General features: G+C 69.8%; 14 protein-coding genes. 8 read left to right on the top strand and 6 right to left on the bottom strand.

Annotation, left to right across the window (positions count from 1 at the left end; translation table 11 throughout):
• Nucleotides 1-22: 22 nt before the first annotated feature.
• Nucleotides 23-1,255, bottom strand: a complete 1,233-nt coding sequence (locus GOBS_RS09130; RefSeq protein ID WP_012946610.1) for an IS256 family transposase — start codon at nucleotides 1,253-1,255, stop codon at nucleotides 23-25.
• 509 nt (nucleotides 1,256-1,764) lie between these two features.
• On the opposite strand from GOBS_RS09130, the gene GOBS_RS09125 reads away from it, so the two are divergent.
• The 4 genes from GOBS_RS09125 (at nucleotide 1,765) to GOBS_RS09110 (ending at nucleotide 5,965) form a co-directional block, all read left to right on the top strand.
• Nucleotides 1,765-2,727 (top strand): NADPH:quinone oxidoreductase family protein, encoded by a 963-nt coding sequence (locus GOBS_RS09125; protein WP_012948001.1) that lies wholly within the window; start codon nucleotides 1,765-1,767, stop codon nucleotides 2,725-2,727.
• Nucleotides 2,728-2,871: 144 nt separating this feature from the next.
• Nucleotides 2,872-3,321, top strand: a complete 450-nt coding sequence (locus GOBS_RS09120; RefSeq protein ID WP_012948000.1) for a MaoC/PaaZ C-terminal domain-containing protein — start codon at nucleotides 2,872-2,874, stop codon at nucleotides 3,319-3,321.
• Between the two features lie 1,063 nt (nucleotides 3,322-4,384).
• Complete coding sequence (locus GOBS_RS28725; RefSeq protein ID WP_243697682.1) at nucleotides 4,385-4,957, top strand: helix-turn-helix domain-containing protein; 573 nt, start codon at nucleotides 4,385-4,387, stop codon at nucleotides 4,955-4,957.
• Nucleotides 4,958-5,545: 588 nt separating this feature from the next.
• Nucleotides 5,546-5,965, top strand: a complete 420-nt coding sequence (locus tag GOBS_RS09110) for a hypothetical protein (protein WP_041241420.1) — start codon at nucleotides 5,546-5,548, stop codon at nucleotides 5,963-5,965.
• A gap of 248 nt (nucleotides 5,966-6,213) precedes the next feature.
• Here GOBS_RS09110 and GOBS_RS09105 read toward each other — a convergent pair whose 3' ends face one another.
• Complete coding sequence (locus GOBS_RS09105) at nucleotides 6,214-7,467, bottom strand: alpha/beta hydrolase family protein (RefSeq protein WP_012947998.1); 1,254 nt, start codon at nucleotides 7,465-7,467, stop codon at nucleotides 6,214-6,216.
• Nucleotides 7,468-7,665: 198 nt separating this feature from the next.
• On the opposite strand from GOBS_RS09105, the gene GOBS_RS09100 reads away from it, so the two are divergent.
• Entirely contained in the window at nucleotides 7,666-8,163 is a 498-nt protein-coding gene (locus tag GOBS_RS09100) for a hypothetical protein (protein WP_012947997.1), read from the top strand.
• A 133-nt stretch (nucleotides 8,164-8,296) separates the two neighbouring features.
• Here GOBS_RS09100 and GOBS_RS27285 read toward each other — a convergent pair whose 3' ends face one another.
• The 3 genes from GOBS_RS27285 to GOBS_RS09085 form a co-directional block, all read right to left on the bottom strand.
• A complete protein-coding gene (locus GOBS_RS27285; protein WP_166487343.1) occupies nucleotides 8,297-9,082 on the bottom strand; it encodes a hypothetical protein in 786 nt (261 codons plus the stop codon).
• A gap of 626 nt (nucleotides 9,083-9,708) precedes the next feature.
• A complete protein-coding gene (locus tag GOBS_RS09090) occupies nucleotides 9,709-9,960 on the bottom strand; it encodes a hypothetical protein (protein WP_012947995.1) in 252 nt (83 codons plus the stop codon).
• Between the two features lie 105 nt (nucleotides 9,961-10,065).
• On the bottom strand, nucleotides 10,066-10,290 hold the full coding sequence (locus GOBS_RS09085; protein ID WP_012947993.1) for a hypothetical protein: 225 nt from the start codon (nucleotides 10,288-10,290) through the stop codon (nucleotides 10,066-10,068).
• A gap of 1,149 nt (nucleotides 10,291-11,439) precedes the next feature.
• On the opposite strand from GOBS_RS09085, the gene GOBS_RS09080 reads away from it, so the two are divergent.
• Nucleotides 11,440-11,850: a hypothetical protein gene (locus tag GOBS_RS09080; RefSeq protein WP_041241417.1), complete on the top strand. Its 411-nt coding sequence runs from the start codon at nucleotides 11,440-11,442 to the stop codon at nucleotides 11,848-11,850.
• A gap of 295 nt (nucleotides 11,851-12,145) precedes the next feature.
• Nucleotides 12,146-12,289: a hypothetical protein gene (locus tag GOBS_RS27280; protein ID WP_166487342.1), complete on the top strand. Its 144-nt coding sequence runs from the start codon at nucleotides 12,146-12,148 to the stop codon at nucleotides 12,287-12,289.
• 60 nt (nucleotides 12,290-12,349) lie between these two features.
• On the opposite strand, the gene GOBS_RS09070 is transcribed toward GOBS_RS27280, so the two are convergent.
• A complete protein-coding gene (locus GOBS_RS09070; protein ID WP_012947989.1) occupies nucleotides 12,350-12,610 on the bottom strand; it encodes a hypothetical protein in 261 nt (86 codons plus the stop codon).
• A 235-nt stretch (nucleotides 12,611-12,845) separates the two neighbouring features.
• Between GOBS_RS09070 and GOBS_RS26160 the strand changes: the two genes are divergently transcribed.
• A protein-coding gene (locus GOBS_RS26160; protein ID WP_085949918.1) for an IS5 family transposase occupies nucleotides 12,846-13,651 on the top strand; the annotation gives its coding sequence in 2 pieces (ribosomal slippage) (nucleotides 12,846-13,185 and nucleotides 13,185-13,651; 807 coding nt in all).
• The last annotated feature ends 338 nt before the right edge of the window (nucleotides 13,652-13,989 follow it).

The following is a 13,989-nucleotide window of genomic DNA, read 5'->3' as shown; positions in this document are numbered from 1 at the left end:
GTGTTGGTCAGCGGTGTGGTGACTATGACGCGATCAGGGCCGGCTGCGCCACCTCCTCCGCCGAGTCACTGCGGCTGGCGAGCAGGGCCATGGAGCTCTCGGCGAGGTAGCGGCGGTCGGAGACCTGCCACTCGTCGTGCGCCTCGACCAGTACCGCGCCGGCCAGGCGCAGCAGGGCGGCGGGGTTGGGAAAGACCCCGACGACGTCGGTGCGCCGCTTGATCTCCTTGTTCAGCCGTTCCAGCGGATTGGTCGACCAGATCTTCTTCCAGTGCGCCACCGGGAAGGCGGTGAAGGCCAGCAGGTCGTCGGCAGCCTCGTGCAGCATGGCCTCGACCTGGGGGAACTGGCGGCCCAGCATGCCGGCGATCACGTCGAGCTGGGAGCGCACGTGCTCGGCGTCGGGCTGGGCGAAGACGGTGCGGATCGCCGCGGCGACCATCTCGCTGTTGCCGCGCGGGACGCGGGCGAGCACGTTGCGCATGAAGTGCACCCGGCACCTTTGCCAACTGGCGCCGAGCAGCACCGCGCCGATGGCGGCCTTGAGCCCGGTGTGCGCGTCGGAGATGACCAGCTGGGGGCCGGCCAGCCCGCGGGCCTTCAGCGAGCGCAGGAACGCCGTCCAGAACGCGCCGTCCTCCGAATCGCCGACGGCGAAGCCGAGCACCTCCCGGTGGCCGTCGGCGGCCACGCCGGTGGCGATGACCACGGCCTGGGAGACCACCCGCCGGTTCACCCGTGCCTTGCAGTAGGTGGCGTCGAGGAACACGTACGGGAAGGCCTGCTCGGCCAGTGAACGGTCCTGAAAAGAGCTGACCTCGGCATCGAGGTCGGCGCAGATCCGGGAGACCTCGGACTTGGAAATGCCGGTGTCGGCGCCCAACGCCCGCACCAGGTCATCGACCTTCCGCGTGCTCACCCCGTGCAGGTAGGCCTCCATGACCACGGCGAACAGCGCCTGGTCGATCCGCCGCCGGCGTTCCAGCAGCGAGGGGAAGAACGACCCGGCGCGCAGCTTGGGGATCCGCAGCTCCAGATCCCCGGCCGTCGTGGACAGGGTGCGGGGGCGGGAGCCGTTGCGCTGGGCGGTGCGACCCTCGGTGCGCTCGTGCGGCGCCGCCCCGATCACCGCGGTCAGCTCGGCCTCGATCAACGCCTGGTAGATCGTGGTGGCCGCCGACCGGATGCGGTCGTCGACATCGGCTGCCTTGAGTGCGTCGAGCACCTCGAGCAGGGCAGACTGGTCCAGGGCCATCGTGTGCTGTGTCCTTCCGCGAGAACCATTGGCGTGGTCTCGCTGACCATCACACGATGGCCCCTTCGCGTGGTCCTCCACGCGAGCGGTGACCTGGACTTACACCACCAGCGGGGACGTCACCGGGCCGCCTTCGACAATATTGGATGAGTAAAAGATGCATGACCTCATGGACGCGGGACGGGCCGGTCGTGCCGCCACGGATGGTGAACCGGCACTTCCTGAGCAGCCCGAGGACCCGCCCTGGGCCCTCGGGGCGGGTCCGTGTCTCCGCGCGACGACATCGATCGGCACACCAGATGTCACAAGCTGCAGCGCATGCCGAGGGCCTGGCGCGCCGCAGCTGAAGGATTGACGGGCCGGAACTACGCCAGCAGCTTCTCGAGTCTCTGGTCGTCCTGCCACAGTTGCGCCACGTACGTGCTCGGGACGAGCCGCGGCCCCGGTCGGGTCGGCCCGCCTCCCTGCCGCTCCGCGGTCCTGGCGACCCGACTCCAGAGGAGAGACCTGTGCGCGCAGCACTCATCACCACCCTGACCGGTCCGGACGCCGTCGAGGTCCGCGACGTTCCCGACCCCGTGCCGCAGCCGGGTCAGGTGGTGGTCGACGTGGAGTTCGCCGGCGTCGTCTTCCCGGACTTGCTGCAGACCCGCGGGGAGTACCAGCTGCGTCCCGAGCTGCCCTTCACCCCGGGGTGGGAGGTGGCGGGGGTGGTGCGCGAGGACGCCGGCGGCTTCCGGGCCGGTGACCGGGTGGCGGCGATGCCGGTCATCGGCGGCTTCGCCCAGACCGTCGCCGTCGACGCGGACATGGTCTTCCCACTGCCCGACGAGGTGCCGTTCGACAAGGGGGCGGCGCTGCCGCTGAACTACCTGACCATGCACTTCGCCCTCACCCGCCGCGCGCGGCTGGAGACCGGTGAGACCGTTCTGGTGCACGGCGCGGCCGGCGGCGTCGGTACCGCGGCGTGCCAGCTGGCGGCGGCCTACGGGGCGCGGGTGATCGCGGTGGTGTCCACCCCGGACAAGGGCGAGGTCGCCGGGGCCGCCGGAGCGGACGAGGTCGTGCCGGTCGACGGCTTCCGCGACGAAGTCCGCCGGGTCACCGACGGCCGCGGCGTGGACGTCGTGGTCGACCCGGTCGGCGGCGACCGGTTCACCGACTCACTGCGCTCCCTGGCCCGGGAGGGCCGGCTGGTCGTCCTCGGCTTCACCGGCCGAGAGATCCCCACGGTCAAGGTCAATCGGCTGCTGCTGGCCAACACCACGGTGATGGGGGCGGCCTCGGCCGAGTTCTGGCGGACCGAGCCGGGATACGCCGGCCGGCAGTGGCGCGACCTCGTGCCGCTGATGCAGTCCGGGGCGATCGACCCACCGATCGGTTCGGTGTACGCCCTGGACCAGGCCGCAGCAGCGATCCGGGAGATCGACCAGCGCCGAGCGGCGGGCAGGGTGCTCATCCGCGTCCGCTAGCCGACGGCATCCCGGGGCGAGTCGTCGCCACGGCCTGCCGGCACGGCCGGCTCCTGGCGGTGGCCGCCCTGTTCGACCGACCGACACCAGCGCGGTCCGAGGCCGACGAGGCAGCCTCGGCGCGCGAACGAGAGGAGCCACGCGGTGCCCCACTACTACGAGGACTTCCGGCCTGGTCAGGTGTTCCTGAGCCAGGCGCGCACCATCACCGAGACCGACGTCGTCACCTTCGCCGGCTGGAGCTGGGACACCAATCCCGTGCACACCGACGCGGAAGCCGCCCGGCACGGACGGTTCGGTGAACGGATCGCCCACGGACTGCTCGGGCTGTCCGTCGCGCTGGGGCTGGCGTCGCGGCTCGGGGTGTTCGAGTCCTGCTCGATCGCGTTGCTGGGCATCGACGGCTGGCGGTTCCAGCGGCCCCTGATGCTCGGGGACACGGTGCGCTGCCGCGTGGAGATCCTGGCCACCAGGCTGACCAGCAAGGGGGATGCGGGCATCCTGCGACGGCGCTTCACCCTCCTCAACCAGCGCGACGAGGACGTCCAGGAGGGAGAGCTCCCCCTGCTGGTGACCCTCCGCCCCGGCGGCTGACCCCCGGCGCCGCAAGGCCCCTTCATGCGTCGAGCCGGCTGTGCGCCCTGGCCGCGCCGACGAGCCGGCTCTCGAGCTGAGTCCCGCCGGTCTGGGCCACGCACAGATGCGAACGACGACGGACACCTACAGCCACGTGATGCCCGCCCTCGGCCGCGACGCGGCTGACCGCATGGGAAACGCGCTGTGGGACTGAGCCGGCACCGCATTCGCTCCAGTGGCCACCACGCTGGCACCAGAAACGACCAAGGCCGCTCTCCCGGAGGGAGAACGGCCTGGTCAACGGGGTGGAGCTGAGGGGACTCGAACCCCTGACCCCCACACTGCCAGGCCGTCATGATCGCGTTCGTGGTCGTCCGCCGCGTCCATGACGGCCCCCTGAGCGGCAGGTTCGCGACCTCTAGAGACAGCAGCGGACGGAAGCGAACAGCCACGGATTCACCGCAACTGCAACCAGAACTGCAACCACCGCTGGCCCGCGGAGGTGGCTGGCGGGTGGACGACGCGCGCCCGCGTGCGGTCGTCGATGGGCGACACGGCCGGGTGATCAGGCCGGATGGGCCCGCAGCCGGGTGATCTCGGCGCGGGAGTGGATCATCTCCGGTCGTCCTCCTCGCCAGCTTCGGCGAGGTCGTGGGCGAGGTCGCGAGGGGCACGCAGCACGTGCCTCTCCCGGTGCCGGGGACGTGGCTGGGAGCCGCTGCCGTCATCAGGCCGTAGACGTCTTCGCCTGCCGCCAAACCGGACAGCACCGCAACCTGAGTGCGGCGATGGAGGACCTCCTGTTGGATGCGCTCCCGCTGCGTCACCGCGACATAGTCACCCGAAGGCCTCGTCCCGCACTGCCACCCCGAGGACACCGCCCAGCCCACTGAACCGAGAGCCCGGCCGGGGCGGCGCAATCTAGTACGACACGCGGCGCCTTCGACAGGTCAAAGTGACGGTTAGGACAGGTCTTACGACCTCGTGCATGGTTAGCGGGACGGGTTGCTCGTGAAGGACGGGGCAGGGTCGTGGTGTGTCGAGGAGCTTGGCCCGAGCTGCTGCGGTCGCCGATCGCCGGGTGACCGGACTGTCCCTGCAGGTCCTGGCGGAGCTGGCCGCTGAGCTGGGCCCGCGCTGGCAGGCGCGCCAGGACGCGCGGCTGGCCGATCGGCCGCGGCGGCGGGCGGTCGGGGCCGGTGCCCGGCACCGGTTGGTGTTCATCGACCGGCTGCTGGCCACCCTGGTGCACCTGCGTCATGGGGTCACCCACGACGTGCTGGCTTGCTGGTTTGGGGTGTCCCGCTCGACGATCACTCGTGCCATAGGGGAGGTGCGCCCGCTGCTGGCCGAGCGCGGCTGCACCGTGGAGGACGGGATCCGCCTGCACACCCTGGCCGATGTGGTCGCCCCGACGGACCCCATCTGTTCACCTACCTGCCCACCGCGGTGCAACCACGTTGACAGCCTGATGCACCTGGACCCTGAGCACCTGGACCCTGAGCACCTGCGCCCGATGCTGCCCTGCTTTCAGACCGCCTTCGACGCCCTCACCGCCTGGGTGCAGGACGGCCGGGAGCCGCCCCCTAGCGCGACCGTCCCGCGCCCGGCCGGCAACGGCGCCACCGACCTGCTGAACGACTGCTCGTTGTGAGCTCGAGGACGCCGTGGTGCCTGCCGGTCTCGTGCTTGGCTACGACATGCAGCTCCAGCTCGAGGTTCCTCACCGTAGCCGTGAACAGCTACGGATTCCGCCTCGTACGCTCGGCCCCAAGGTGCATCTACGCAGGTCAGCACAGCGCTCAGCTCGTTCGTCAGGCGTCGAATACTCGGGTCTTCATCCCGGTCCGTGATGGGCGGCTCATGTCACTGACCGCTACTCCTCAGGCCGGCGGATCATGAGTGCTCATTGAGCCGACCCGGTTAGCGCTGTTGACCGACGACCCACGAGGCATCGGCCGAGCCATCGCCCTCGGGGTGGCCGGATGCGGCCACTTGGTGGCGATCCACCACTACAGCCGCCGGGAGAGTCCCGGTGGCAACCTGACATGGTGCACATCTCTATGTCCTACCAGCCGAGCTCACAGAGATGGCGCACAGACCGCGCACGGCCGGCTGGACAGCCGTGCCGGGCCGGTGCTAGGACGGTGCCCGTCCTGCCGCCCGCGAGTTGTGCCGCCGCGAGTGAAGGAAAGGATCAAGGCTGGCCATGGGGCGACAACCCGCTACAGCGCCGGGGGCGATGGTCTTGAGGAAGCGTCTTGTAGCAATTCCGGCGGTCGCGGCATTCGCCATGACCACGGCGACCGCGGTCTTGCTTGCGCCTGCGGCGGCGGCGGGAACGGTGCCTGTGGTTACTACGGTCTGTCCCAACACGCTCACCGTCGCCACGTTCGAGCCAGGGGCTGAGGTGTCAGGCACCGCGACCGTGACCTCACGGGATGCGGCGGATCAGATCAATCAGGATGAGGGGCTCTTTCTCCTGGAGGAGGGCACGTCCAGGCCATTCACCCTGGCGGTGCATCTGGGCGCCCAGACTGACGTGAGCCAGACCTTCTCGTTCACCGCCACGGGGACCTCGCTGAGCGCTTGCCTGCTTCACACAGTCCAAGGTGGCGGTGAAGAGAACATCGGCACCGTGTGGACGAACGTAACGACGTAAGGCCAGGGGCGCACATCAAGTCGGCTTGCCTGCAACGCTGAGGTTTTCTCACCAGGAATTCATACCCAATTGAAGGGCGCGGTGGGCGTCCCTGGCCAGGGCTTCAGCGAGTCGGCAGCGACTTCGGCGCGGCCCCTTGACGCAGGCTTCCGGCGTGGTGGCCTTTGACACCTCGCTGGCGGAGGGGCCTGACCTACAACGATGCTTCCCCTGGCCGTCCGCCGACGGCGAAGCCTGGTGCGAAAACCTCAGTGAGCTATTCCGAGTGGCAAGTCACCGTCCTGCAGTGAGGGACTGCCTCGTGCTGGCGGACAGGCTCTCCTCCAGCCAGTCAAAGGCCGCAGGTTGAACAAGGCGCGGTTGCGCATCTCGCAGTGGTCGCCGGCGCCGTTGGCGCTGGTGAACTGCAGGAGTGTCTTGGAGGCGGTCAGTCCGTCGTAGACGGCGGTCGCCGTGCTGGACAGCGGATCGTCCTGGACGGCACAAACCAGGGTTGGGCACTGGATGCGGGTCAGGTGGCCGGCAAGGGTGAACTCGGTGGCGACGCGGAGATAGTCGGGCAAGGTGTGAACGCCGTGGACCCAGAAGCCGCGTTGTTCCATCGCCCAGCGCTGCATGCGGTTGCGCTGCATGTCCGCTGTCATGCCGGCGACGGTGGCCTCATCGAGGTCCGGTAACCGCTCGAGAACGGCTTCGGGCACCCCCATGGCTCGCAGGCGGGCTCGCATCGCCTCGGCGATGTCGAACAGACCGGGATCGGCGATGCAGGCAGCGAGGCGGTGCTCGCCGGCGGCGGCCCGCAACGCCAGGTACCCGCCGAGGCTCCACCCGATCAGGGCGATCCGCTGTGGATCGACCTCCGGCCGCTGCAGCGCCACGTCGACGACCGGGCCGACCACGTTCTCCCAGTCCGGGCGCATGACGATGCCGTCCTCGTACAGCAGCCGGCCCTGTCCGGGCCCGTCGAACAGCAGGCAGTGATAGCCCCGCTGCCGCGCGGGCAGCCCCTGACCGAGGTACATCTCAAACAGCGTGGCGTCGTAGCCGTTGGTCGCGATCAGCAGCGGCCCGGATTCGGCGCTGTTGTCGGCGCGGAAGAAGTAGGCCGGCAGGGTGGTGTTCTCGAAGGGGATCTCCAGCGCCTCACCGGGAGGGTCGGCGGCGGCCGCGGCCTTGCCGAAGACTTCGGACTGTTTGCGGAAGGCGGTCAGCAGGCGCGGGTCGACCGGGGCGCCAAAGAGCGGGTGATAGCTGACCGCGTAGTACAGGTTGGCCCGCAGGTAGGTCTCCCGGGCGCCCACGCGGTGCCCTCGGGCAGCAGCGTGGTCGGCCTCCTCCGCCAGCCGGTCCGCCGCTGTCGACCATCCGGTGTACCAAGCGTTGTCGTCGCCGTCCTCGATCTGTGCGCAGATCGCCGCGACCTCACCCAGCTGTCCGCCGAGACCCAGCCCGATCGACACCGCGAACTCCTCGAACAACGGGTCAGTGAAGAACAAGCCCATCGTCTTTCCTGCCTTCCGACAGCTGACTGGCCAGCACGGCCCGTGCGGCCGCCTGCCACGAAGGTCCTGGGGACGACCATCGTCCGACACGGCGCATCCTGCGGGCCGGTCGTCGGTGTCCGGTCGTCGATGTCGAGACCTGAGCGCCGGTCCCGTGCGGCATCAAAGCCGCGGTCCCCGGCGGCAGGATAAATCGCCATGAGTGGCTACCTCACCGCGTCGTGGTCGGACTTCTCGGTGTCCATGGTGGGTGCTTCGGCCGCACTCACCGGGTTGCTGTTCGTCGCCCTGTCGATCAACATCGAGCGGATCTTGACGAGCGACGCCCTGACCGCGCGCAGCCTGAGCACGATGATCCTGTTCGTCGTCCCGTTGGTGATCGGCACGCTGCTGCTGATACCAGGGCAGCCGAGGACGGCGCTGGGCGTCGAACTGGTGGCCGCCGGAATCGCGGCTGGCGCCTGCCTGCTGCCGGTCAATCGGCCGGCGAGCCGAGGGAGTTTGGAACCGCGGTACAGCTGGTGGCTGTTCCGCCTCCTGCCCAGTGTGACGATCGCGCTGTTCCTGGTGCTCGCCGGGTCGAGCCTGATCGCGGGCGTCGGTGGCGGCCTGTACTGGGTCGCACCCGCGGCCATCGAGGCGTTCCTGGCAGGGCTGGCGACCGTGTGGGTCCTGCTCGTCGAAATCCGTCGCTGACATCAATGGTGCCGAGCCCTCGACTCGTCCGAGGTCGGGCGTCGGGCTCACCCTCGCCCCGGCGTGCCGGGAGCGGTCTGGTTCCACCGCGGTCCTGGCGGCCGGCTCGGTGGTCTCAGCCGGCTTGGTGGTCTCAGCCGGCTCGGTGACCGGAGGTGTGCTCATCGGCTCGGGGTCGGGCACCGGGGCGGCTATCGTCTTCGGCTTCGGTCTCGTCGTCTGCGGCGGTCCGGTCGTCGTCGGCGGTTCGGTGGTGGGCGCTATCCGGCCCGGCCGGCTCCGGGTCGGGTGTCGTCGTCGGCGCGGCCGGATCCGGCGCATGCGCTGCCACGTCGGGCACCGGCGCGGCTGTCGGCACCGGCTCCGGTGTCGGCGCGGATGTCGGCGCGGGAGCTGGAGTGAGCGGGTCAGGAATCGGCTGCCGCACCGACGCAGCCGTCGGCGACGGCGACGGAGGCCCCACCGAGCCGGAATCCGAACCGGAAGGCTCGGCCGACGGTGGCGATGGAGCGGCCGGCGCAGCGCCCGAGCCCTGCGCTTCAGCCGGAGATGACGACCCGGACACCGGCGCACCGGCCCAGGATCGGCCGGCCCGCAGCTCTTCCGCCGAGGAGGCCGCGGGTTCCTCGGCGGCCATCAGCGAGCCATGGTCGGTGGCCGCCGGCACCTGGTCGACATCCTGCGGCTGGACTGTTCCGGTCGGGACGGTCCCCGGCTTCGCCGCTCCCTCAGCTGGGGTGCTCGCGTTCCCCGGGCCGGTGGTCGCCGGCGGAGCGTCCTCCCGGTTGACCGGGGGATCCTCGGACGCGGACGGGGCTGGCGTCGTCGAGGCACCCTCACCGCTTCCGCGCGTCGCGAGCAGCGCCGTCGCCGCGGCCAGCCCCAGGAGCACCGCGGCCGCGAGCAAGGCGCGCAGCACGCGGTCCCGGCGGGTTTCGACCAGCGGCGGACGGAACGTCGGGCACGGGCAGCGCTCACACCCCTCGGCGCCGGGCAGGTGCTGATGGGCCGTGAGCGAGTGACCGCATCGGCACGTCCGCGGGGTCACGCCGCCGCCCTGGCCGGCAACGACCCGACCTCGTGGACCGTCAACCCGCGACCACCGCGACCGCGAGGTGCCCAGTTCTCGACCCGGTCGGCACCCAGAGTTGTGGTCGGCCCGTACTGGCCCCGCCGACGACCGTGGGTGCATCGGCGCAGACGCCACCACAGCGCCCTGCCTTGCTCGCGCGCCTCCCGCTTCCGCCCCCGCTCGGCCATCTCGAGCCGGCGGAGGGCCGCCTGCACTGCCGCGGCCCGGTCGGGACGCCGATACCGGTTCGTCGTCATACGGCTGGTCCTCTCATGGCGTCCCGTCGCGCGGGCGCGCCCTGAACGCGGAGACGGCGGGATCGCCGCCACCCCGGTCGTAAGTGCGTCAACTGCAGGCCTCACCCGCTCCCGGTGCTTCGCCGCGTCAACGGTCCGGCTGCCGCGCTGCTATGGCCATGGTGATCACAAACCGCTGCGTGCTCATGCGGTCGAGTCCTGCACGGTTCGGTGCGGTCAGAGTCCGACGTGGGTCAGTTCGAGGCAGATCCGGCACAGCGGCCATTCCTGGTCCCCGTCGTCGGGCCAGCGCCAGTCGCGCGGGTCCAGCAGGATCACCGGGGCTAGACACAGGGCCCGGCCGGCGATCAAGCCGGGGTCGCTGACCGCATGCAGCCGACCGGAGGGCATCTGGACGACCTCGCCGGACCAGTCCCGCGGTGCCATGCGGTCGGTGCCGACGGTCCATCCACTCCTGTTGACCCTCATCCGGGATCCCTCACCGACCCCGCCCGGTCGAATGCGCCCGCCACGCCCGCGATACGACGACCACCAGGACGAAGCCGGCCAGCCGCTCCACCAGCCCTCGGTGCATCAGCCGGCCTGATGGTGGCGACCGGTTGGCGGCGACTCACCGCGCGCCTCGGAGTCGGCATCGCGGTCATGCGCCAGCTGCTGCATGGTCGCGGACTTCTGCGTGATCTCCTCGCGCAGCGCGGTCAGCCGGGCGTACTCGTCGCGCAACCAGATCACTCCAAGCAGGAAGCCCGCTGCCAACAGAACGAGAGGCGTGAACACAGCGAGTAGAAACACCAGCATCAGTCGTCACTCCCGCGTCGAGAGTTTCGGCCAGCGTGTCGGTTGAGGTCCATCCCGTACAGCTGACTCGTCTGGTACGAACTTTGTCGAGCAGGGAGAACCCGGCCGTCAGCGCCACATCGACACAGGCGCGCATGGCCCTTCCTGACGGGCACGCCCCAACTGCTGCTTGAGCTCCTACAGACACCTCCCCTTGATCGGGCGGGGAGGGGCTAAGACAGCCGGCCGCAATAGGACACTGCAAGAGGCACTCCTATCGTGAATCGCAGCGCATCGCCACACGCTGCTATCAGCCCTCGACCGATCGCGGCGGCGACACGCACACGTGCCATTGCGGTTCCAAGCCACTGCAGGGATCCGCCGTCTCGTCACCTGTCTGGGGTGGCACCTCCGCCGGGAGGTGTGACCCACTCACCGCCCGGAGGACGCGGCCGGGGCCGGCCCGTACGGCGGCGGACACCGCCGGCAGTCTGGAGGACGCGAGGGCGGACGAACCCGGGGAGTCGAGGACACGTCGGCGGGCGCACGGGCCTGTGCCACGGAGGGGCCGCAGTTCGGTCGCGTGTCGCCAGCCGGCAGGACCCTGAGGCTCCGCCTCGCCGGCGCGCCCGAGCACCTTGCCGAGCGCCAGACACACGAGTACTGCGACCACGGTCCAGACGAGGAGACCGCCCGCGATCCACAGGACCCACACATCTCCTCCAATGCACCTGGACGACGAGTCGTCGCACTGTCACGGCTCGCATGGATGCAGGCTCGCGGTCAGATGGACCACCCGGGTGAGCGCGGAAACCGAGGGCCACGCATGTGGAGACGGCTTCCGCACGACAGCTCGGCAGCAGCGACCCATCGTGATTCCGCTCGTTCTGTCCTCTGGCCGTGTGGCGGTCGAGGATTCGTCTCACCGGTCGACTGTCTCATTGATCAGGACACTGATCAACTAATGGGGACATCGGACCCGGTTCTCTGAACGCTGACGCGGACCGCAGACGTCCAGTGCGCGCTCCGGTCAGCGGTTGGACCCGCCCGGACTCAAGCACGCCGTTGTGACTATCCGTGATGATGCGGAGGCGTTGGCTAGACAAAAGCGGTGCTGGGAGCCGTGGAGTGTGCGACGGCGCGAGTAATCGGACTACGATCCGTCACTTGATGGACGCCTTTCAGCGAGCGGTGGACGAGGCGCGACGCCAGCTCATCCGCGACGAGGGACACAACGTCTCTGTGCGGGAGTTGATCCGCCGCGCGGGGTTCGACGACACCCGTCGGGCCTCTGTGGCGCGCCATCTCAACCCCAACCAGCCCTGGCCCAAGGGGCACAAGGTGCCTCCGGACATCGTGCGGGCGCTGGCCGCGGTCCTTCCGATCAGCGAGTCCGACTTGATGAAGGCCGCGCAGGTCGCGGCCGGCTACCAGGTACGCGGCGACGAGCAACGGGACCTGGGGTTCGAGGTAGCGCGGTTTCTCGGGGACGAGGAGGTCCCGGAGGAGGAGAAGGCGCGGCTCCGGGCGCGGCTGCTGCAACTCATCGCGGAGGACCTCCAGCGTTCCCGCGAGGAGTGACCCAGCCGCGGGAGGTGCGGGTGCTTTCCCGCGTCCTCGACCCCGTTATGCGCTGCCTTGTGGCAGACAATCCCACATCAGTACCGTGAGTGTCTGCTTGACTCCGCGTTCGCCTCTGACCCCGGCGGCCGGCTCCCCAGGAGACACTCTTTTGACCTCCTTCGCGGACGAGGCTTGCCTCGAGGAACTCATCGCCGCCCTGTCCGGCCCCCGCGGACTGACGTCCGGCTCGGACGACCGGACCCTGTGCGGCGGCTCCGTCGAGTTGCGGTCCCGGCCCTTGGGAGGCAGGGCCGTGTGTGCAGCCATCACGGTCAACGGCGTCCTGTGGGTGTTCATCGATCCGGACAAGCCCGACGTGCTGGCACAGGCCCGGGACATGCTCATCGAGTGGCGCGGGTGGTCCAGGCCATCTGAGCCACCCGAGGCCAGTGCCTGAGCGTCGATGGCCTTTGATCGGCCTCGGCCGGCTGACCGACCTGCCGGCCAGGCGGCGGGGTCAGTCTTCCTCCTCGTCGGTCAGCAGGAGGACTCCTCCTGCGGGGCAGTTGTCCACGGTGAACACGTGAGGCCCGAGCGGCCGGCCATCGGGACCACGGCTCCCCGCCGGTATCTCGATCCCTCGGCTCTCGTTCACCGTGAGGATCTTGATGGTCGCGTAGCGGAGGCCGTTGTGGTCCTCCAGCGTCCTCACCAGCCCCTGTAGGGCCGCCAGCGTGGACTCCTCGCGGCAGATCCAGACGAACACAGTCCGTGGCATCCACCGACCGTAGGGGCCGCTGGCCGACCTGTTGCCAGTTCCGAAACCGGAGCGGACAGTTGCAGAGGTGACCGGCCGTCATCGACTGCCGGAGGAGTGGCAACCGGAGCGGTCGAGATGCTCGATCACTCCGGCGGCGCCTACGCCATTGAATGGTCCGCCCTAAAAGTTCGTTTCACTTTGACCTCGGCGTGGCTGCCGTAGGACATGGTCGGTCCTGAGCAGGCTGGCCTGGGTGATCGAGAAGCTCGTGCCTGACGGGCTGTGGGAGCGGATCGCTCCGCTGCTGCCGCCGCCCAAGCCCCGTCGCCACCGGTATCCGGGCCGCCGGCCGATCGACGACCGGGCCGCACTCGCCGGCATCGTCTTCGTGCTCAAGACCGGCATCACCTGGAACCAGCTGCCCACCGCACTGGTCGGCTGCTCGGGGGTGACCTGCTGGCGGCGGCTGCGCGACTGGACCGAGGCCGGCGTCTGGCCGGCGCTGCACGAGCAGCTGCTGGCCCAACTGCGCGCGCTCGGTGAGCTGGACCTGGACCGGTGCGCGGTCGACGGCTCCCACGTGCGAGCCCTCAAAGGGGGGACCACGTCGGCCCCTCACCGGTCGACCGCGGGCGTCCCGGCTCCAAGCACCACCTGATCTGCGATGCCGGCGGCATCCCGCTGGCTGTGACACTCAGCGGCGGCAACCGCAACGACATCACCCAGCTGATCCCGCTGGTCGACGCCGTCCCGCCGATTCGGGGCCGACGCGGCCGCCCTCGCCGCCGACCGCGGGAGCTGTTCGCCGACCGCGGCTACGACCACGACATCTACCGTCGACAGCTCCGACAGCGCGGGATCACTCCGCGGATCGCCCGCCGCGGCGTCGCCCACGGCTCGGGCCTGGGCCGTCAGCGGTGGATCGTCGAACGAAGCTTCGCCTGGCTGCACGCGTTCAAGCGGCTGCGCACCCGGTATGAACGCCGCGCCGACCTCCACCTCGGACTGCTCCAGCTGGCCTGCGTCCTGATCTGCTACCGCCGGCTTCGGTCGTTCTGAAACGGGTTGTTACGCGGTCGTCGAGGACTTCGGGGGCTACCGAGGGACCTTGGGCGGCAGGGCGGAGACGTTATCCCGTCAGAGGAACCCCCTACGACGCAGTCAACGCATGACGTCGGAGCCGTTCGGCGTCCCGCAGGCGATGAGCCAGTCACCCGGACTACGTGGCCCAGCAGGACTCAGGCTGGAGCGACATCGACGTCATCGGCTACTGCCAACGCACTACGGGGCGCGGCAAACCGGCCACGGCGGCGCCGCTGATCGGACGCGGGCAGAACCGTGGCAAGCCCTCCCCACCTGTGTCGCCCGTCGCCGTACAGATGAGATAGACGCGGACC

Origin of the sequence: Geodermatophilus obscurus DSM 43160, assembly GCF_000025345.1 — a bacterium.
Classification (GTDB): domain Bacteria; phylum Actinomycetota; class Actinomycetes; order Mycobacteriales; family Geodermatophilaceae; genus Geodermatophilus; species Geodermatophilus obscurus.
The sequence above is the reverse complement of the archived record's forward strand: the minus strand, read 5'-3'. Positions and strand labels throughout refer to the sequence as shown.